This is a genomic window from Bradyrhizobium sp. 155 (assembly GCF_023101105.1).
GTDB classification, from domain to species: Bacteria; Pseudomonadota; Alphaproteobacteria; order Rhizobiales; family Xanthobacteraceae; genus Bradyrhizobium; species Bradyrhizobium canariense_D.
Map to the genome: position 1 here is coordinate 4,808,055 of NZ_CP064704.1, position 14,920 is coordinate 4,822,974.

Annotated in this window: 17 protein-coding genes; 12 read left to right on the forward strand and 5 right to left on the reverse strand. The window is 58.7% G+C overall.

The genetic code is table 11. The annotated features are described in order from the left end of the window. Window positions 1-63: 63 nt before the first annotated feature. From IVA93_RS23490 to IVA93_RS23500, 3 genes are all read right to left on the reverse strand, one after another. Complete coding sequence (locus IVA93_RS23490) at window positions 64-1,140, reverse strand: nucleotidyltransferase family protein (protein ID WP_256464750.1); 1,077 nt, start codon at window positions 1,138-1,140, stop codon at window positions 64-66. After that, a complete protein-coding gene (locus IVA93_RS23495; protein WP_247369014.1) occupies window positions 1,127-2,242 on the reverse strand; it encodes a serine/threonine protein kinase in 1,116 nt (371 codons plus the stop codon). Before IVA93_RS23495 ends, IVA93_RS23490 begins: the two co-directional genes overlap by 14 nt. Window positions 2,243-2,455: 213 nt before the next feature. Next, window positions 2,456-2,701: a hypothetical protein gene (locus IVA93_RS23500; protein WP_247789244.1), complete on the reverse strand. Its 246-nt coding sequence runs from the start codon at window positions 2,699-2,701 to the stop codon at window positions 2,456-2,458. Between the two features lie 693 nt (window positions 2,702-3,394). Here IVA93_RS23500 and IVA93_RS23505 point away from each other — a divergent pair. From IVA93_RS23505 to tnpC, 4 genes are all read left to right on the forward strand, one after another. Next, window positions 3,395-3,610: a hypothetical protein gene (locus IVA93_RS23505; RefSeq protein WP_085349052.1), complete on the forward strand. Its 216-nt coding sequence runs from the start codon at window positions 3,395-3,397 to the stop codon at window positions 3,608-3,610. Between the two features lie 802 nt (window positions 3,611-4,412). Beyond that, a complete protein-coding gene (tnpA, locus tag IVA93_RS23510; RefSeq protein ID WP_018459013.1) occupies window positions 4,413-4,841 on the forward strand; it encodes an IS66-like element accessory protein TnpA in 429 nt (142 codons plus the stop codon). After that, window positions 4,838-5,194 (forward strand): IS66 family insertion sequence element accessory protein TnpB, encoded by a 357-nt coding sequence (gene tnpB / locus IVA93_RS23515; RefSeq protein ID WP_247295361.1) that lies wholly within the window; start codon window positions 4,838-4,840, stop codon window positions 5,192-5,194. The genes tnpA and tnpB overlap by 4 nt, the downstream gene beginning before the upstream one ends. A gap of 122 nt (window positions 5,195-5,316) precedes the next feature. Beyond that, the gene (gene tnpC / locus IVA93_RS23520) at window positions 5,317-6,795 is read left to right on the forward strand and encodes an IS66 family transposase (RefSeq protein WP_247789924.1); all 1,479 of its coding nucleotides are present in this window, start codon (window positions 5,317-5,319) and stop codon (window positions 6,793-6,795) included. Window positions 6,796-8,154: 1,359 nt separating this feature from the next. Here tnpC and IVA93_RS23525 read toward each other — a convergent pair. Continuing rightward, window positions 8,155-8,448, reverse strand: a complete 294-nt coding sequence (locus tag IVA93_RS23525; protein WP_143273084.1) for a hypothetical protein — start codon at window positions 8,446-8,448, stop codon at window positions 8,155-8,157. On the opposite strand from IVA93_RS23525, the gene IVA93_RS23530 reads away from it, so the two are divergent. From IVA93_RS23530 to IVA93_RS23555, 7 genes are all read left to right on the forward strand, one after another. Next, window positions 8,441-9,898 (forward strand): coiled-coil domain-containing protein, encoded by a 1,458-nt coding sequence (locus tag IVA93_RS23530; protein WP_085349054.1) that lies wholly within the window; start codon window positions 8,441-8,443, stop codon window positions 9,896-9,898. The genes IVA93_RS23525 and IVA93_RS23530 overlap by 8 nt on opposite strands. Before the next feature lie 123 nt (window positions 9,899-10,021). Beyond that, window positions 10,022-11,041, forward strand: a complete 1,020-nt coding sequence (locus IVA93_RS23535; RefSeq protein ID WP_247789245.1) for a TAXI family TRAP transporter solute-binding subunit — start codon at window positions 10,022-10,024, stop codon at window positions 11,039-11,041. After that, the gene (locus IVA93_RS23540; RefSeq protein WP_085349056.1) at window positions 11,038-11,589 is read left to right on the forward strand and encodes a hypothetical protein; all 552 of its coding nucleotides are present in this window, start codon (window positions 11,038-11,040) and stop codon (window positions 11,587-11,589) included. The genes IVA93_RS23535 and IVA93_RS23540 overlap by 4 nt, the downstream gene beginning before the upstream one ends. 34 nt (window positions 11,590-11,623) lie before the next feature. Further along, the gene (locus tag IVA93_RS23545) at window positions 11,624-12,220 is read left to right on the forward strand and encodes a DsrE family protein (protein WP_085349057.1); all 597 of its coding nucleotides are present in this window, start codon (window positions 11,624-11,626) and stop codon (window positions 12,218-12,220) included. A 482-nt stretch (window positions 12,221-12,702) separates the two neighbouring features. Continuing rightward, entirely contained in the window at window positions 12,703-12,999 is a 297-nt protein-coding gene (locus IVA93_RS23550; protein ID WP_085349058.1) for a hypothetical protein, read from the forward strand. A 135-nt stretch (window positions 13,000-13,134) separates the two neighbouring features. After that, window positions 13,135-13,422 (forward strand): DUF7662 domain-containing protein, encoded by a 288-nt coding sequence (locus IVA93_RS41220; protein WP_433994716.1) that lies wholly within the window; start codon window positions 13,135-13,137, stop codon window positions 13,420-13,422. Then, entirely contained in the window at window positions 13,391-13,633 is a 243-nt protein-coding gene (locus tag IVA93_RS23555) for a hypothetical protein (RefSeq protein WP_204510837.1), read from the forward strand. Before IVA93_RS41220 ends, IVA93_RS23555 begins: the two co-directional genes overlap by 32 nt. On the opposite strand, the gene IVA93_RS41225 is transcribed toward IVA93_RS23555, so the two are convergent. Continuing rightward, window positions 13,614-14,144, reverse strand: a complete 531-nt coding sequence (locus IVA93_RS41225) for a hypothetical protein (RefSeq protein ID WP_240543176.1) — start codon at window positions 14,142-14,144, stop codon at window positions 13,614-13,616. The genes IVA93_RS23555 and IVA93_RS41225 overlap by 20 nt on opposite strands. Window positions 14,145-14,323: 179 nt before the next feature. On the opposite strand from IVA93_RS41225, the gene IVA93_RS23565 reads away from it, so the two are divergent. Then, window positions 14,324-14,482, forward strand: coding sequence for a hypothetical protein (locus IVA93_RS23565; protein ID WP_018456767.1), 159 nt, complete (start codon window positions 14,324-14,326; stop codon window positions 14,480-14,482). Window positions 14,483-14,920: the final 438 nt, after the last annotated feature.

Genomic DNA, 14,920 nt, shown 5'->3' on the forward strand with positions numbered 1-14,920 from the left:
GCAATTGCAGACATGTCGTTTGCTAAAACTGTTTGGCCTTGAAGGCGTGCGAGCGTGCTGGCTTTACACCTTTCCGACACGAACGGCGGTGGCGGCCCTCAACAGGAACTGTAAGGTGTCCGTTCTTGGCACAGACCACAATCCAGGCCGCCGCATGCCGGTTTGCGTGCAACCAGAGGTCGCCTCCCGCCGGTAGTTTCTGAGGTCCAGGACCGTCATTGCGAGGAACGGCACACGTGTGGCCGGAAGGCGCGCTTGCATTAATTGTCGCATGAACTGCAGACGAGGAATCAGCCGGGTGCGCATTGAGCGCGGGATATCGACCCCAAGCAGCGCAGCAAGGGCGAGCAGTTGGGTTTCGACCGCGTTTTTCATCAGTTCGCCCGAGACATGAGAGGCAAGTTCCTGCCAGTCCAGCCCTTCGGAATCATTCAAGTCGCGCAACTCAACCAGATGCCGCAGATCGAGTTCGCCAAGCCAGTAGCCGTAGTCTTGAAACTGATCGTGGATGATCAACATCAGCGCTCGATAAGTGGGCGTCGGGACGTACACGCGTCCCCGCCCCAGCAGCGCGGAGACGCAATGGTTCAGGGCATGTCCGGGGCCAGCATAGAGGTACGCGGGGCCTGGAGCGGCCCGTTGCAGATCGATGGTTCCGACATCCCGCGGTCGACTTAGCTCGACATACCATCTCCGGCTTTCGGGGCGCGCTTGATCATGAATTTCATAGCCAATTGCGCCCAGAGCGGCGACCGCCCTTTCAGCTTCGTCCGGCACGACCATAATATCCAGATCACACATCAGCCGAACTCCTCGCCGCTCGACAGGTGCTGTGGCTAGCGTTGCCGCACCCTTGAGCAACACCGGCGTAACTCCCTGGCCGTTCATCGCAATGACGGCCTCTTCCAGTTGACCGGCCAACCGGTCGTTGCGCAGCACGTTTCGGCGATGGATCTGGCGGATATAGGTGCACACGTCCTCTGGCAACACCGATGCAAATTGATCAACGAAGTCAATGAGCGCAGGCGTCGTCAACGTCTGGTTTGCGAGCCCGATGACGGAGGTCCACTCCACTTCGACGGGTGGCAAGCCTCGCAAGCAGTTGCATAGGCTTGTCAGTGCCGCACTATGCCTTGTCATCGCACAAGTCCATCAGCAGCTGTCGAGCCTGCGCCGATTCCGAATAGATAAGTTGGAACGATCGTGCGCCCGCAACAATCCGCTTCAAAGCGAAAAAGCCGGACTGCGACAGCTTCCCGTCTGCGGCAAAAGCTCCCTCAATGAGCCGCTTGATCGAATCAAGCTGATCCAGGGGGGTCAGCTCGACGGGGCCGCTTGCGACCCGGTTCAGAAAGATGATCCAGTTGGCAGAGAGGCTCCCATTGTGCGCATCCGGAATCGGCAAATACCGCACTTCGGCGCCATCGGACCGGCGGTGCGTCACGTCGTTCCAATCGCCATACAGTCGGGATAGCAACCGCCACGATCCCTGCTTGAGGGTGACGGCAAATGGGATGCCGCAGATCGTTCCGTCAGCCCCAATCAGCGCAACGTCATCGCCGGCATACTGAAATCCAGCGTCTACCAATTCTAGTGCAAGAGTCGACTTGCCGGCTCCCGGTTGGCCGCACAGCAGTAAGCCCATGCCGCACTTTGCAAGAGAAGCGGCGTGGAGCGCGAAAGCCCACTGATTGCTTCGGATAAGTCGCTCGGTGATGTGAGCTTTGATTGTAGGGGCCAGAGCTGCGGCTTCACATCTATGGATGCTCGCGTCATTCCCGCGGAAGAATACCCGATCGCCGAGCATCATTGTCTCGATCGCAATATCCTCCTCCTCGCCGCTGTCGTCCGTAACACAAAATAGCGAAATCAACTGTTGCGAGAGCTCCCGATTTGCAGCCCGGACGCTGATCCTGCGCTGACCAAGAACCGTTGAGAAGGCACAATCGGCCGACATTCGCCAGTCGAGATCGAGCACCCCTCGATCGATCCAGACGTTCATCGCCTGCCACGTGAACTCGCGCGCTGCGCGCTCGCCAATGCCTAGCTGCCCGAGCTCCTGATGGACGTCTTCCAAAGAAGCGCCTTCTGCCAACTTGCACCAAATGAATGCCCCTAGCTGGTCCAACTCATAGAGCTTCTGCCTTGTCTCGCTGAAAAGCACTGATCGACCGTCCACCAGCGCGAAGACTGCACCCGCGGCGGGTCTCAACACCATCTCTGCCGATGTTTTTTCCAGCATGGCTATTCCCGATAGCAACGATATCTGTTTCGCCGCCGTGTCGACGCGGTGGCGACAACATCCTGCAATGTACTGTCCGCGGTGCGTTCAAACGAGCTGCAGTTGCCGAGGAAATTCGGCTTGATTGCCGTGCTGCAGCGGTGCAAATCCACCTTCAGTGCGGATGCACATCGCCTGACTGAGATTCGTTTCGAATGACCATACGGCCCCGGGTCACGCCGCCAGCTGACCACCCTCGTTCACCCCAGATGGAGAAATATTCAACACTTGTCCTCCGAGAAAGGTCGCCGGCGCGGTCAACCGGTGAGAGTCCAGCAGATAGCGGTAAAGTTCGCGAGCAGCACTCCGCTCTCCTAGAACGCGCTCCCTCTCGCTGATGCTCGCTAGGTTCTCGCGCGTTTGAGCCAACTGCTTCGCAGCCGAGGTGGAGTTGCGCTTCTTCTGGACTGATTCCCGCATCGTCTCCTCCGACCAAGAAAATGACGAAAACAGCTTACGTCATTGACAACAATTAACAACGATATTTATATGATTTCAATATAATCAATATTTATTTCATGTTTGAACCGGATGCAACCATTCAAATACCAAGAAGCGGGTCCTGCGTAGAAATAACAGCCTACCGAGAACAACATCGCAGAAATCGCCGCGATGATCTTGGCCTCCTGCGTGCAGGACAGCAAAAATAAAACTTGACGAGAGTCGCAAACCAGACCGACAGCGCAAGGCTTAATTTGCAGGATTAAATCCTAACGACGAATATCTCGCTGACGAGAGTGGAGTGAAACCGGTGATCGAATTAGCCAATTTGCCCATCACGGGCGACATGATCGTCTTCGTCGCGAGCGGCATAGCACGCCCAAAACTCACACCCGCTCAGATTGGCCCATTTTCAGTGGCGCCCCAGGAGCTTTCGAGAGACGAATAATCAACGCCCGCGCTGTCGAGCCAAAGAGCGGCGGCGTCCAAGGAATCGCTCAAGCAGCGATCCGGCCGGTTGGAAAAACGTCGTCACGAGCAACCCGCCCTGCTCGAACAAGCACTCCCAGTGTGCGATGCCCCCCAAGTAACCCACACTGAGATGACGACGCGCTCCAGCCGGCCGGTTCTCTTTCGTTCGACAACGAATAATAATTTCCTAGGGAGGCTCGCATGGGAATGATCATGGTCAAATGTCCGCAAACCGGTCGCGCGATTCCTACTGGTATTAGGTCGGACCGTGAGGCTTTCCTGCGGAGCGTTGTGTTTTATGGCAATACTCGTTGCCCGGTCTGTCGCGCCAATCACAACTGGTTCGCTCGCGAGGCCTGGGTCGATGAGCCGGTCGTGCGGCCCGGGGAGATATTCGAGGAAGCGCCGCTGTGCTGATGCGTAGCGGGCTTCGGTACAGACGCGGAGCCGAACTGACTAGCATTACACGAGTTTGGGCCGACCGCCTCATTTGACGCCCCGTGTGCGGAGTTGACCTGTTGCGGCATGGTTGCCGCACCGACTAGTCTTGGTACGGGCTGGATGCGCTCAATCATGGCGCAGCGTTCATCCAGATTCCTGTCTTGGCGGCTATTTCTGCCAGGGCTTACTGGAGGGATGCGAAATATTTTGGCCTATCGCCGTAAAGCGAACTGACGCCCTCATGAACCGTAAGTTAAGCGTCACACCGGCAGGTCGGCGCAAACTAACGCTTCCGATCGCTGATCCTGCAAGGGCCTGTTTGGGGGTATTGTAGTGAGTAGTGGGGTTTGCAGCCGCTTGGCTGTTCTGCGTCAAACGGCGATGGAGCTCGTTAGCCTGCTTGCCCAATTGCACAGGCTACGAGAGCAAGTGCGAAGGGCGGAAGGGCGAAGCCTCGGAGAAAGAGCGAGACTAGGGCCGGCGTCACGGATGCGTAGGCCCCGGTTTGGGACGAGTTGCCGCACGCGGATTCAATGATGGCGAGCGGCGCGCGTAATTTCAGCGAACTCGAAGACGATCGTTTCACGGATCGACCTTGAAGCCTCCGATAACCCTTGCACAGCTCCAAGCCGCCCGATCGCTCCCCAATGAGGCGTGCGCACAGCGGGGTTTCAAGGCAGGCCGATGCGAGTGAAGGGTAAGCGCTGTTCAGCGGCCACCTACCGGATGACGGTGTGATCTGCGAGTCTGCGGTTCGGTTTGGACCGTTAGGCTTAGAATGGACACAGTGCATACTGCTATCACGGAGCCGGTGCGGCGGCTCGAGGTCTTCACCGGAGCCGGTCGTCGGCGGAAGTGGAGCGACGAGGACAAGGTGCGGATCGTCGCGGAGATCGTGGCGAGTGGCGACTCGGTGTGTTCCGTGGCTCGACGGCATGGATTGTCGCCGCAGCAGCTGTTTGGCTGGCGACGTCAGTTGCGAGAAGCAGCAGGCGGTCATTCCGAAGCTAACGAAGTACAGTTTGTGCCGGCGGTGGTGGACGCAGTGGTACCGGCGCCAAGTGCTCACCGGGAGCGCAAAACGGTGCGCAAGGCAGATAGCGGGATCATCGAGATTGAAGTGGACGGCATCACGATCCGAGCCGGTCGTGGAGCGGATACGGCGATGATTGCGTCGATTGTCCAGGCGCTGAAGGTGAGCCGGTGATCGGTCCGTCAGGTGCGGTCCGGGTGATGGTGGCGACCAAGCCGGTAGACTTCCGCAAGGGCATGGAGGGTCTTGCGACCCTGGTGCGCGAGAGCATGGGTGCAGATCCATTCTCGGGAGCTGTCTATGTGTTCCGGGCCAAGCGGGCGGACCGGATCAAGCTGGTGTTCTGGGATGGAACGGGCCTGTGCCTGTTCGCCAAGAGGCTTGAGGATGGGACCTTCCGCTGGCCGAAGATCGAGGACGGTGTGATGCGCCTGTCGGCAGCGCAATTGTCGGCGCTGCTGGAAGGACTCGACTGGCGGCTTGTGCACGAGGCACGGGGGACGCCGGCGCCAGCGCAGCCCGGGTAGTTGTTGGCAGCGCTGCGGCGAAGTGAATCAGGACCGTCGGATGCGTCGCCAGATGGCGGCGAATATGCTCTGATTTGGCTGTGAGCGACGTCCTGCCTGACGATCCGGAGACGCTGAAAGCGATGCTGCTCGCCGAGCGGTGCGAGAGCGAGCGGCTGCGTCAGATCATCAAGGAATTGCAGCGGCATCGGTTTGGCCGACGGGCAGAGACGCTGCCTGAAGACCAGATGCTGCTGGGCCTGGAAGACGTCGAGCAAGTCGCAGCGTACGGCGAGACGGCACAGGACATCATTGCACCTGAAGGCCGTGATGCGCGAGCTCGCAAGCGCCGGGGCAACCGTGGCGCCTTGCCGGCGCACCTGCCGCGGATCGAGGTCATCGTCGACATCGAGGACAGGACCTGTCCCTGCTGCCAAGGCGAGTTACATCGGGTCGGCGAGGATAGAAGCGAGCGGCTGGACCTGGTCCCGGCGCAGTTCCGGATCCTCGTGACCCGGCGGCCCAAATACGCCTGCCGGGTTTGCGAGGATGGCGTCATGCAGGCGCCAGCTCCGGCTCGGCTGATCGAGGGCGGACTGCCAACGGAAGCAACCGTCGCACAGGTTCTGGTGTCAAAATATGCCGATCACCTGCCGCTCTATCGGCAAGCGCAGATCTATGCCCGCCAGGGCATTGAGCTCGATCGTTCAACGTTGGCGGACTGGGTGGGGCAGGCAGCCTTCCATCTGCGTCCGTTGCATGAGCGCCTCCTAGGCAAGCTTAAGCAACGGCCAAAGCTGTTCGCCGACGAGACGACGATGCCGGTGCTCGATCCCGGCCGTGGGCGCACCAAGACCGGTCAGCTCTGGACCTATGCTGCGGACGACCGGCCGTGGGGCGGCGCAGATCCGCCCGGCGTCGCCTATGTCTATGCCCCCGATCGCAAAGCCGATCGACCGATCGCTCATCTGGCAGGCTTCAAGGGGATTCTGCAGGTCGACGGCTATGCCGGCTATGGCAAGCTCGCCGAGCGTGGCGATGTTCGGCTTGCATTCTGCTGGTCGCACATGCGGCGTAACTTCTACGAGCTTGCCACACCCGGTCCGGCGCCCATTGCGAGCGAGGCGCTCAAGCAAATCGCCGAGCTCTATGCCGTCGAGAAGGACATCCGTGGCCGCAGCGCCGAGGGGCGCCGTCTCGTTCGGCAACAGAAAAGCCGACCGCTGGCGGAAGCGTTCGAACGGTGGCTCCGCGCCAAGCTTGCGCTGATCAGTCAAAAGGGCAAATTGGCAGACGCAATCCGCTATGCGCTCTCACGCTGGGAGGGCCTGACGCGCTTCATCGATGATGGCCGTATCGAGCTCGACAACAACGCCGTCGAGCGCTCGATCCGTCCGATCGCACTCAACCGGAAAAATGCACTGTTCGCTGGCTCCGACGGCGGCGCCGAGCACTGGGCCATCATCGCATCCCTGGTAGAAACTTGTAAGCTGAACGACGTCGATCCCCTTGCCTTCCTGACTGACGCGCTCACCAGGATCGTCAACGGTCACCCAAACAGCGAAATCGATCAGCTGCTTCCCTGGGCCTATCGCGCGCAATCCCTCAAAGCCGTGGCGTGAGAACGACGCTTACAGTGAAGGCTCTGTGTCGGGAAAAGTGCTGCACTTGGATCCGGCGTCCCTTTCCGGCTCTGACCGAGATCATCCACGAGCGGCATGCTGCGGATCATGTCCCGCACCTGAGTTGGTTTAAGCCTGACTTTTTATCTGTTTTAGTCTTTTGAAGCAGCGCTTCATCTGAAAGACAATTTGAAAGCAAAGCCGAAAGTCGTTCGCGTCAAATCGTTTCGGTAGTCGCGCCACGGAAGGCAAATTTGATTATCCGGTATAATCATAATTAATATGACGCAAAACAGAAAATAAGGTGGGGAAAAATAATGGGAGGAGTGGATGGAGACCGTACGCCGCTTGCGCGCGATGGCGTCGCTGTGCCGACAGACTTCTGCGCATCATCCAGATCGAAGCTGGAAGCTTCTCGCCGAAGCTGAGTTCTGGGAGCACTTGGCTAATGACATGCTTCGCGAGCATTTCGAACAATGCACGGCTGGCTCCTCGCTCCGACCGATCGGACGTGATCCGAATGCCGCGGAATCGAGCGCTCGCATAACCGCGTGAATGCTCTCGCCTAGCCCAAATCCCACTCGGCCGTGTGCCGGGCGTCAGTCCTCTTCAAGGCGCCCCATGGAGAACCAAGCCCTGCCGGCGCCTTCGTCGGGCGGCGCGCAGACCTGAGCAGGGACGCCAAAGCGCGCCCGGCTGCCCGGCTCGGTCCGCTCAGACTACCGAGTTCTGTTTTCTGAGGCGGGAATGCGCTTATGCGAAACTGTCGTTCGCCGTTGGACTTGCACTTTGGCGTCCAGCGGCGTCCAGCACTTTTTCCCCAGTTCGTGCGGCGCGCGGCCGGCTCACTTGGTCCGAAAGGCTGGAGCCCCTACCAACTATTCCAGCGATATTTCCGTCGACCTTCGCTGCCGGTATTTTTCGGTTAGGTGACGGTCCAACGATCATCTGCTCCTCGTTGCTCGTGCCGGTGCCAAAAGCTCCGATCGGCAGACCATTTTGAGCGTGGCCAGCGCAGGCAGTTCTCTTGGCCTGCGCCGCCGCCCGCGACTTCGACGTGGTGGGTTGAACGTCCGTGCTGTTGGTTTGACTGGTGCGGTTCAGGTTTGCACCGGTACCAACGTCTCGTGTCCCTATTCCTGGAGGCGCCGATGGACCAGGGTTGGCGCTGCTCGCATTTGTACCCATGCCGGACGGAGCTGACCCACCAGTGTTGGCGCTGCCCGTGCCCGTCCCAGTGCCGGCACCCGCGGAGCCCGCCACTGCGCCGCCTGCTTGGGCCAGGGCCAGCACAGCTACGCTCGTGATAATCGCAATGATCAGCGAGGGGAGTCGGTGGAGCATTGGACGATCTCCTTCTCAAGCGACCGGCAGCATCGGCCGAACATTTAATTGGCGATAAATGATTGAATAAAATAAAATATGGTTTATTTTTGCCTGAGGGTAAATTGAAATTGAGAAACGGATTGACGCATTAATGTCGCGGATGTGGGCACAAGCGTCGATGCAGGCAGGGTCGGGCCTTGGATCGCCTGTTCGCCGCGCAGACGTGTGGATTGCCTCGGATTGTGTTCGTAGCTGTGCGCGCACCTGCGCAACAAGGTCGGCGTGGGTTGCACCGACTGTCCTGACGATAATATCGGTTTTGACCATACCCGTTCTCGCGCAGCAGCCAAATCGGCCGGCGAGCGACGCCCATGTCATGGCGACGCACTTGCGCGGCACGACCGGCTCGGGAGGGTGGCGCGCGGCGCGGCTGAAACCATCTGCCGACACGACACCCCTGAAGCTCGCACAAGCCACAATCAGCAATACCGAGCGATCGCGGCAAGTGCTCGCCACAGAACAGGAGAGGATACGGGCCCTTGCTGCTGACCTTCGAACATGCCGACGGGAGCAGGATACCGTGCTGGGGCTGTTGCAGCATGCACGCGAGCAATGGACCAGCATTGCGGAGGCCACCGAGAATGAAACCGATGAGCTCCAGAAATCGCTCCGGGAGGAGCGCTTGCACACGCAGCGTCTGGAACGGGAACTTGTCAAGGCGCGCAACGATTTCGAAGTGCAGGCACGGCTAAGCCGCGAAATCGGCGCAGAGGGTCGCGAACCCGAACGCCGGGCACAGAGCGATCCGAGAGAGCTGCAACAGGCTGTCGAGCGGGAGAAAGATCGGGCAAACCGGCTGGAGCAGAATCTGACAGCCGCTCATCACGACCTGGAGACCCAGTCCGCAGAGGTAACCAGACAAGCCGCAGAGATCAGTGCAAAAGAGGCAGCGGAGGCTCAGGTACAGGCAAGCCTCCGACAGGAGCACGATCGTACCAAACAGCTGGAGGAGACGCTCGCGACGACGCGAATCGAGCTCGACAACCGATCCCAGCAGATCGCGAAGGCAACCGAAGAAACGATGCAGACCAAACGAACAGCGGAGAATACCTCGGCTAAACTGAAGCTCTCATTAAAGGAGGAGCACGAAAGAGCAGATGCGCTGGCGCAAGAGCTCTCGTTGGCGCGTTCCAAGCTGTTCGCCTATGAAGCGCAAGCCGCGGCAAACGATGATCGAGCCGAACAGTTGAAAAATCAGCTCCGGCGAGAATGCAACCAATCCGGCCGAGATGAGCAAGAACTTGCCGCAGCGCGCACGAGTATCGGACCGTGGCTACCCGCCGGGGTGTCGGGTGAAGGCGGAGCCGGCAATTCGCCAACAAGGGAACTGCTCCGAACACTGCTGCTGGGATCGCCGCAGGCGCCGCCCGCGCAATTCGCGCGAGAGCTCGTGGTCACAGCAGCTGAGCCGAAGGCGCCATCCCCGGTTCTCCGGAACGAAAACGCCGCCGAACTCGTGCGATTGATCGCTCGCGCAACCGGATTGCTTCGACAAGGCGATATTGGCGCGGCACGAGTTGTCCTGGAGCGTGCTGCTGAATTAGGGAGCGCACCGGCAAGTTTCGCCCTCGCGGAAACGTATGATCCGAGCCTGCTTGCAAAATGGGGCGCGAGCGGAACGCGCGGCGACACGTCCAAGGCGCGAGAGCTTTACGCCAGAGCAGCAGCCGGAGGGGTCAAGGAGGCAAGGGAGCGATTCGACGCACTTGGTCATTAGCAGCATCGGTGCAGACAAATGGTCCTGCGCTGTATCGACTAGCAGATCGAACTTAAACTTACGTGTCGAAGTGAAGAGCGCAGCGGACAAAACAGAGTAGACGTTCCTAGGGGAGCCGGATCGATGAAGCAGCTGGTTGGAATACGCTCTTGGTTTCTCCTCATCGTGATAGCCACTCCGCTTTTGATCATGGGCTGTTGCCCAGCAATGGCCCAGCAGACTCCGCGGGCACGTGCGGATCATGCAAGGGCGGAAATTGCGGCCATGAACGATTGGACTGTCGGAATAGCCGGAGGTCTGCTGGAAGGAGCTCCCATTCGGCTTGCCGCGGAAATGGCGCGAGTGGCCGATGATGGAACGGACCTCCACGTGCTGCCCATCGTGACCCGTGGCGCAACCGAAAACGTCAATTCGCTGCTGTATTTGCGGGGCATTGATGCAGCAATCATCAATTCCGACGCACTTGACGTGTACAAGAGCCAAGTGCCGGACATCCAGCGACGGATCACCTATGTGCTCAACCTGTTTCCATCTGAACTGCACGTATTCGTCAGGCCCGAAATTCAGAGCTTGAGTGATCTGGTCGGAAAGAAGGTCAATTTCAACACCCAAGGTACCGCCGCAGCTTATTCGGGCCCGCTGATCTTCAGCCGGCTGGGGATCGAGGTCGATAAGGCATTCATCCCCCATCAGGTTGCGATGGAACAAATGCGCAGGGGTGAGCTGGCCGCCGTCGTTTTCATAACATCGAAGCCGGTGGATGCATTCATACGTGGTCGCTGGGATGCCGGCTTCAAGTTCTTGCCGGTCCCCTACGAGAGCAAGTTCGAAGATTATTATCTGCCATCTTGGCTGGACGCAGCTGATTATCCAAACTTGATCAGGCAGGGGGAACGCGTGACAACTATTGCCGTTCCAACCGTGCTGGTCGCTTTCAATTGGCCGATCAAATCCAATCGCTTTAATCGTGTGGCGCGCTTTGTTGACCGCCTGTTCTCGCGGATCAACAAACTGCAGGAGCCCGGTTTCGATCCGAAATGGAAGTCGATCAACTTGGCGGCGACGGTCCCTGGCCTGACGCGTTCTCCCGCGGCGCAGGCCTGGCTCGATCGTCTGCCGCGTTCGAGCCAGGCGGCGCAATGACGTTCACCCTGATCGCTCTCGTCGTGACGCTCGCGATCGCAAATGACCTCGCTCGGGCCCGAGGCGCCGAAGACCCTATGGCGCCGGTTCGCGTCTCTGATCGGCCCGCAAATGGAGCCGGGGCGTGGATCGTCAGCGAGACCACCTCGCCAGTTGATTATTCATCGATCATCAAGGCGACACTACCATCTCAAGGGGACGCAGCAATGAGCCTGTCGATACGCTGTCGCGGCGGCCTGACCGAAGTGTTGCTTGATGGAGCCGGCCTGTCGGGCCGTCGCGAGGATTACACCCTATCCCTGCGCATCAATGATGATCCACCTCTTCAGGTCTCAACAATTACGTCGGTACGCGGTGTCGCGCTTGAAGGCGATGTCGTTCGCCTGTTGCAATCGATCCCAGGCCACAGCGAACTTTCCGTGCATGTGTCACGCCGAACGGGGACTAGCGCCGGTGCAGTGTTCGCTCTCGATGGTATCGAGAGCGTACGTGCAAAATTGGCGGCAACATGCAAATGGCCACGCGCGATCGCGAAGCCCAACAATTGATCATGAACCTCAGCTTGCTTGGAGAAACAACATAATGCACAAATTTCCGAAGATTATCACAGCGATGATCGCGACAATCATCTCGCTCCCGGTCGGGCTGTCTAGTTCCGCGGCACAGGAGACTCGCCTGCTCTCGGCACAGCCCAGTTTGCCTGCAGCCTCAACACATGGCGCGGCAAGAACGCACGCGAATTCATCGGCGCGGGCCGCGACGCCAAAACAATTTGAGCTGGCGCGCATCGCGCCATCGTCTGCTGCCAAGAAAGAGCACCGCTTAATCCTTCAGGTCAACACAAGCGACTCCGCGTCAATGAATCTTGCATTGAACAATGCACTCAACGTCGCGCAATACTACAAGGAGGTTGGTGAAGGAGTGAAAGTGGAGGTGATTACCTTCGGCCCCGGCCTCCATATGCTCCGCGATGACACATCGCCGGTGAAAGCGCGAATTGAGGAAATGGCTCTGAGCACGCCGGAAGTATCATTCAAAGCCTGTGGAAACACGCAAGAGAAAATGCAAAAGGCCGAAAATAAAGACATTCCGATCGTTGCCCAAGCCCAAGTGGTGAGGTCGGGCGTCGTTAGGGTGATGCAGTTGCAGGAGCAGGGATGGACCTACGTCAAGCCATGAAATGGCGACCAGACAATGCCTATCGAGCGGCTAGGTGCCGGCCTGCCGTCGCGACACCCCGATCGAGTGGGTCGCCGCAGCCGATGCAAATTGACTGGCCTCGATCGGGACAGATCTATCGCGCGCTATTGACCGGGCAGCGCCAGACCGACTGTCTGATCATGCGCACGAGAGCGACTTCGGGAGCGGGTTGAGCGAACATCGGTTCGTCTCAGTCACTTGCGAGGTCTGGTAGCAATTTTGCGGGGCAGCCCCTGCCCCGCCCATCCTACTCGGCCGCCTGCTAAGGTCGATTGTCCCGTAGCAGCATAGGGTATCGGAGATGCAGGGCGGCGCGAGCTGTGACGCACAGTGCTTCGATTTACGTCAGTTCTGATGACCTCTTTTTCGAGGGCAAGCGATTAAATTACACTGGATTTTATTTTGTTAACGCGTCAGATTTCTAAACTTAAAGCGAGTCGATTTTACGTTGGGGATGTTAAATGGCAAAACCTGCCGTTTCCCGTAATGCCTTTCGAGCGTTATTCGCTCTTTATGCGAAAGCTGATCACAAGCACAATGGCGATTATTGTGTGTTGAAGCTGCCTGGATCCGCTCAAGGCATTCCTGATCGGCTGCTACAGCAGTGGTCGCACCAGGCTGATCTACCCGGCGCTGAAGCCATCGCCAGCACACTGGAGCCGCGCACCCGCGAGATCGTGAATGGTCGTAAACGCTATGACCACGCCAGCGACTTTCTCCACGTGCTGCTGAGAGACCTAGAGCTAAGGGAACACTGAAGAGACGTCGCTGCGTCAGGCTCCGCGAGGTCTTGCAGACCTGAATGATAATGCCTTTTGCCTCCGCGCTCTATATGCACCAGTCTGCTATTCCAATGCCGGGCAGCCGGCCCATTTTGTCGATATGGTGCTCGCATGCCGAGGTCGATTTACCAGCCATTGCATGAAAGGCTGCGAACGGAGAACGGTCAAAGTCTCCGCCTCACCTTTTCAGAAATTGAAGCGATCTTGGGGAAGCCTCTGCCGAGATCGGCCTACACCTTCACTGCGTGGTGGAGCACACTGAAGAGAGCAGGTCCTCAAGCGAGAGCGTGGATATCCGCTGGTTATCGTGTCCGGGTCTCAATGAAGCACCGCATCGTCGAATTCTATCGTTCTGATGTGAACACCAATGATCGTCATGGAACGCCCTGGCTGCATTGAAGCTTCCCATGATGGCGGACCTATCAACCTCGGTGTTCGGGACAAACTGCGAGAACAAGCCGGCGCAGAATCAAGTTGCAACTTCAGGGCCGCAGCGAAAACTGCTGCGGCCCTGTTTTTGAGCGGAAGCCGCGAACCGGATGCTCCGGAACGTGGCGAGAAAACTCTAACGGGAACGCTGCGCGATGGCTTTAAGCCGCATGAGGGTTGACGATGGTGTACCCTCGCAGGGAGCGCGGGTGAATTCGCGTTGCGTGCCCACCTGAGTTGGCATCGTACGCCTTCCAGATGTCACCAGCGATGTGCTGTTCAAGGACGAAGACGTGTCCACGTCGCGCGGCAACCATTCCCGGTGCTGGCGAGGTGCGGGGAAAGCGCAGCCAATTGGCTGCGAGGTTCAGCTCCGGTACTACCCGACCAAACACTCGGATCGCCGCACCACATCCGCAGAACGATCGAGGGCAACCGGCCGGACGACCGCTAACGATCTCACTACTTAAGGCCCCTGAGCTGGCCACAGACATCCGTAGGCTAGCAACGGCACCTCGCTGCAGGCGCGGTGCCGGTCTCGTGTATCTCTGCGCCTGCACCAGCGAAGATGAAAAGTCGCATGGCATAATCACGTTGCATTCAGGTGGCAAAGCGGCGCGCAAGGGGCGCGCTTCAGATGAAATGGATGTCGCAAAAGCGAGCAATAAAGCTACGACTACTCGAGTGAACATGCAGGACTCCGGGTTAATAGCCCTGCCCCGACGCGCAGAAAGCGCCTTTTAATTTGGCGAAATTAAGTTGCAAAACTAGCATTAAATAGGATTTTATGGCCGAGTTAAATCAAGAAAGGAACGTTTCGATTTGCCTCGAGTCCTTGTGCGACCGATCCCTTGTTGTCGTGGATCGATAGATGGAAAAGGCAGTCGCCTACGCAATCTCAGCGGCCCTCGTAGGTATCGGTGTTTTGATACTGGTCGTTGGCCTGTCCTCCAGCTCGCCCGCTTTGTGGGTGATGGTCGCGCTCGTGCCGATCACGATCGGGATCGTGAGCGCTTTTGGCCCCGTGTAAGGATGGGGAAAACGGCCGATGCGTCAGATCGTCTGCATTTTCCGAATCGCGCCTCTGTGCACGCTCTCAACTGGTTTCAGATTTGCGGGTACACGCGCGTGAGCCATTTCGTCTCTATGCTTCTGCTTGCCCTCGCCCTGACGCTGACCTTGTGCTTCGGGGTGGCAGCCTGGCGCGTGTCGGCCGGCAATGACGTCGAGATCACCGCAACGATTCCGCATGGGGAATACGGATGGAGATCGAGGTCGAGGAACTGAATGCCTTGCGCTCACCCTTCGGCTACATCCTGGCGACTATGAACGTGGACCTTGACGACTCGCCATCGAGCGGAGGCTGCCCCGCGTCTCCTACCGTTCCTGCCTCGGGCTCGCCGACGGGCCTTTAGGACCGCAGGTCGTCCGTTCGCAACATAGCGATCAGGTTCGCGACCGCCAGCTC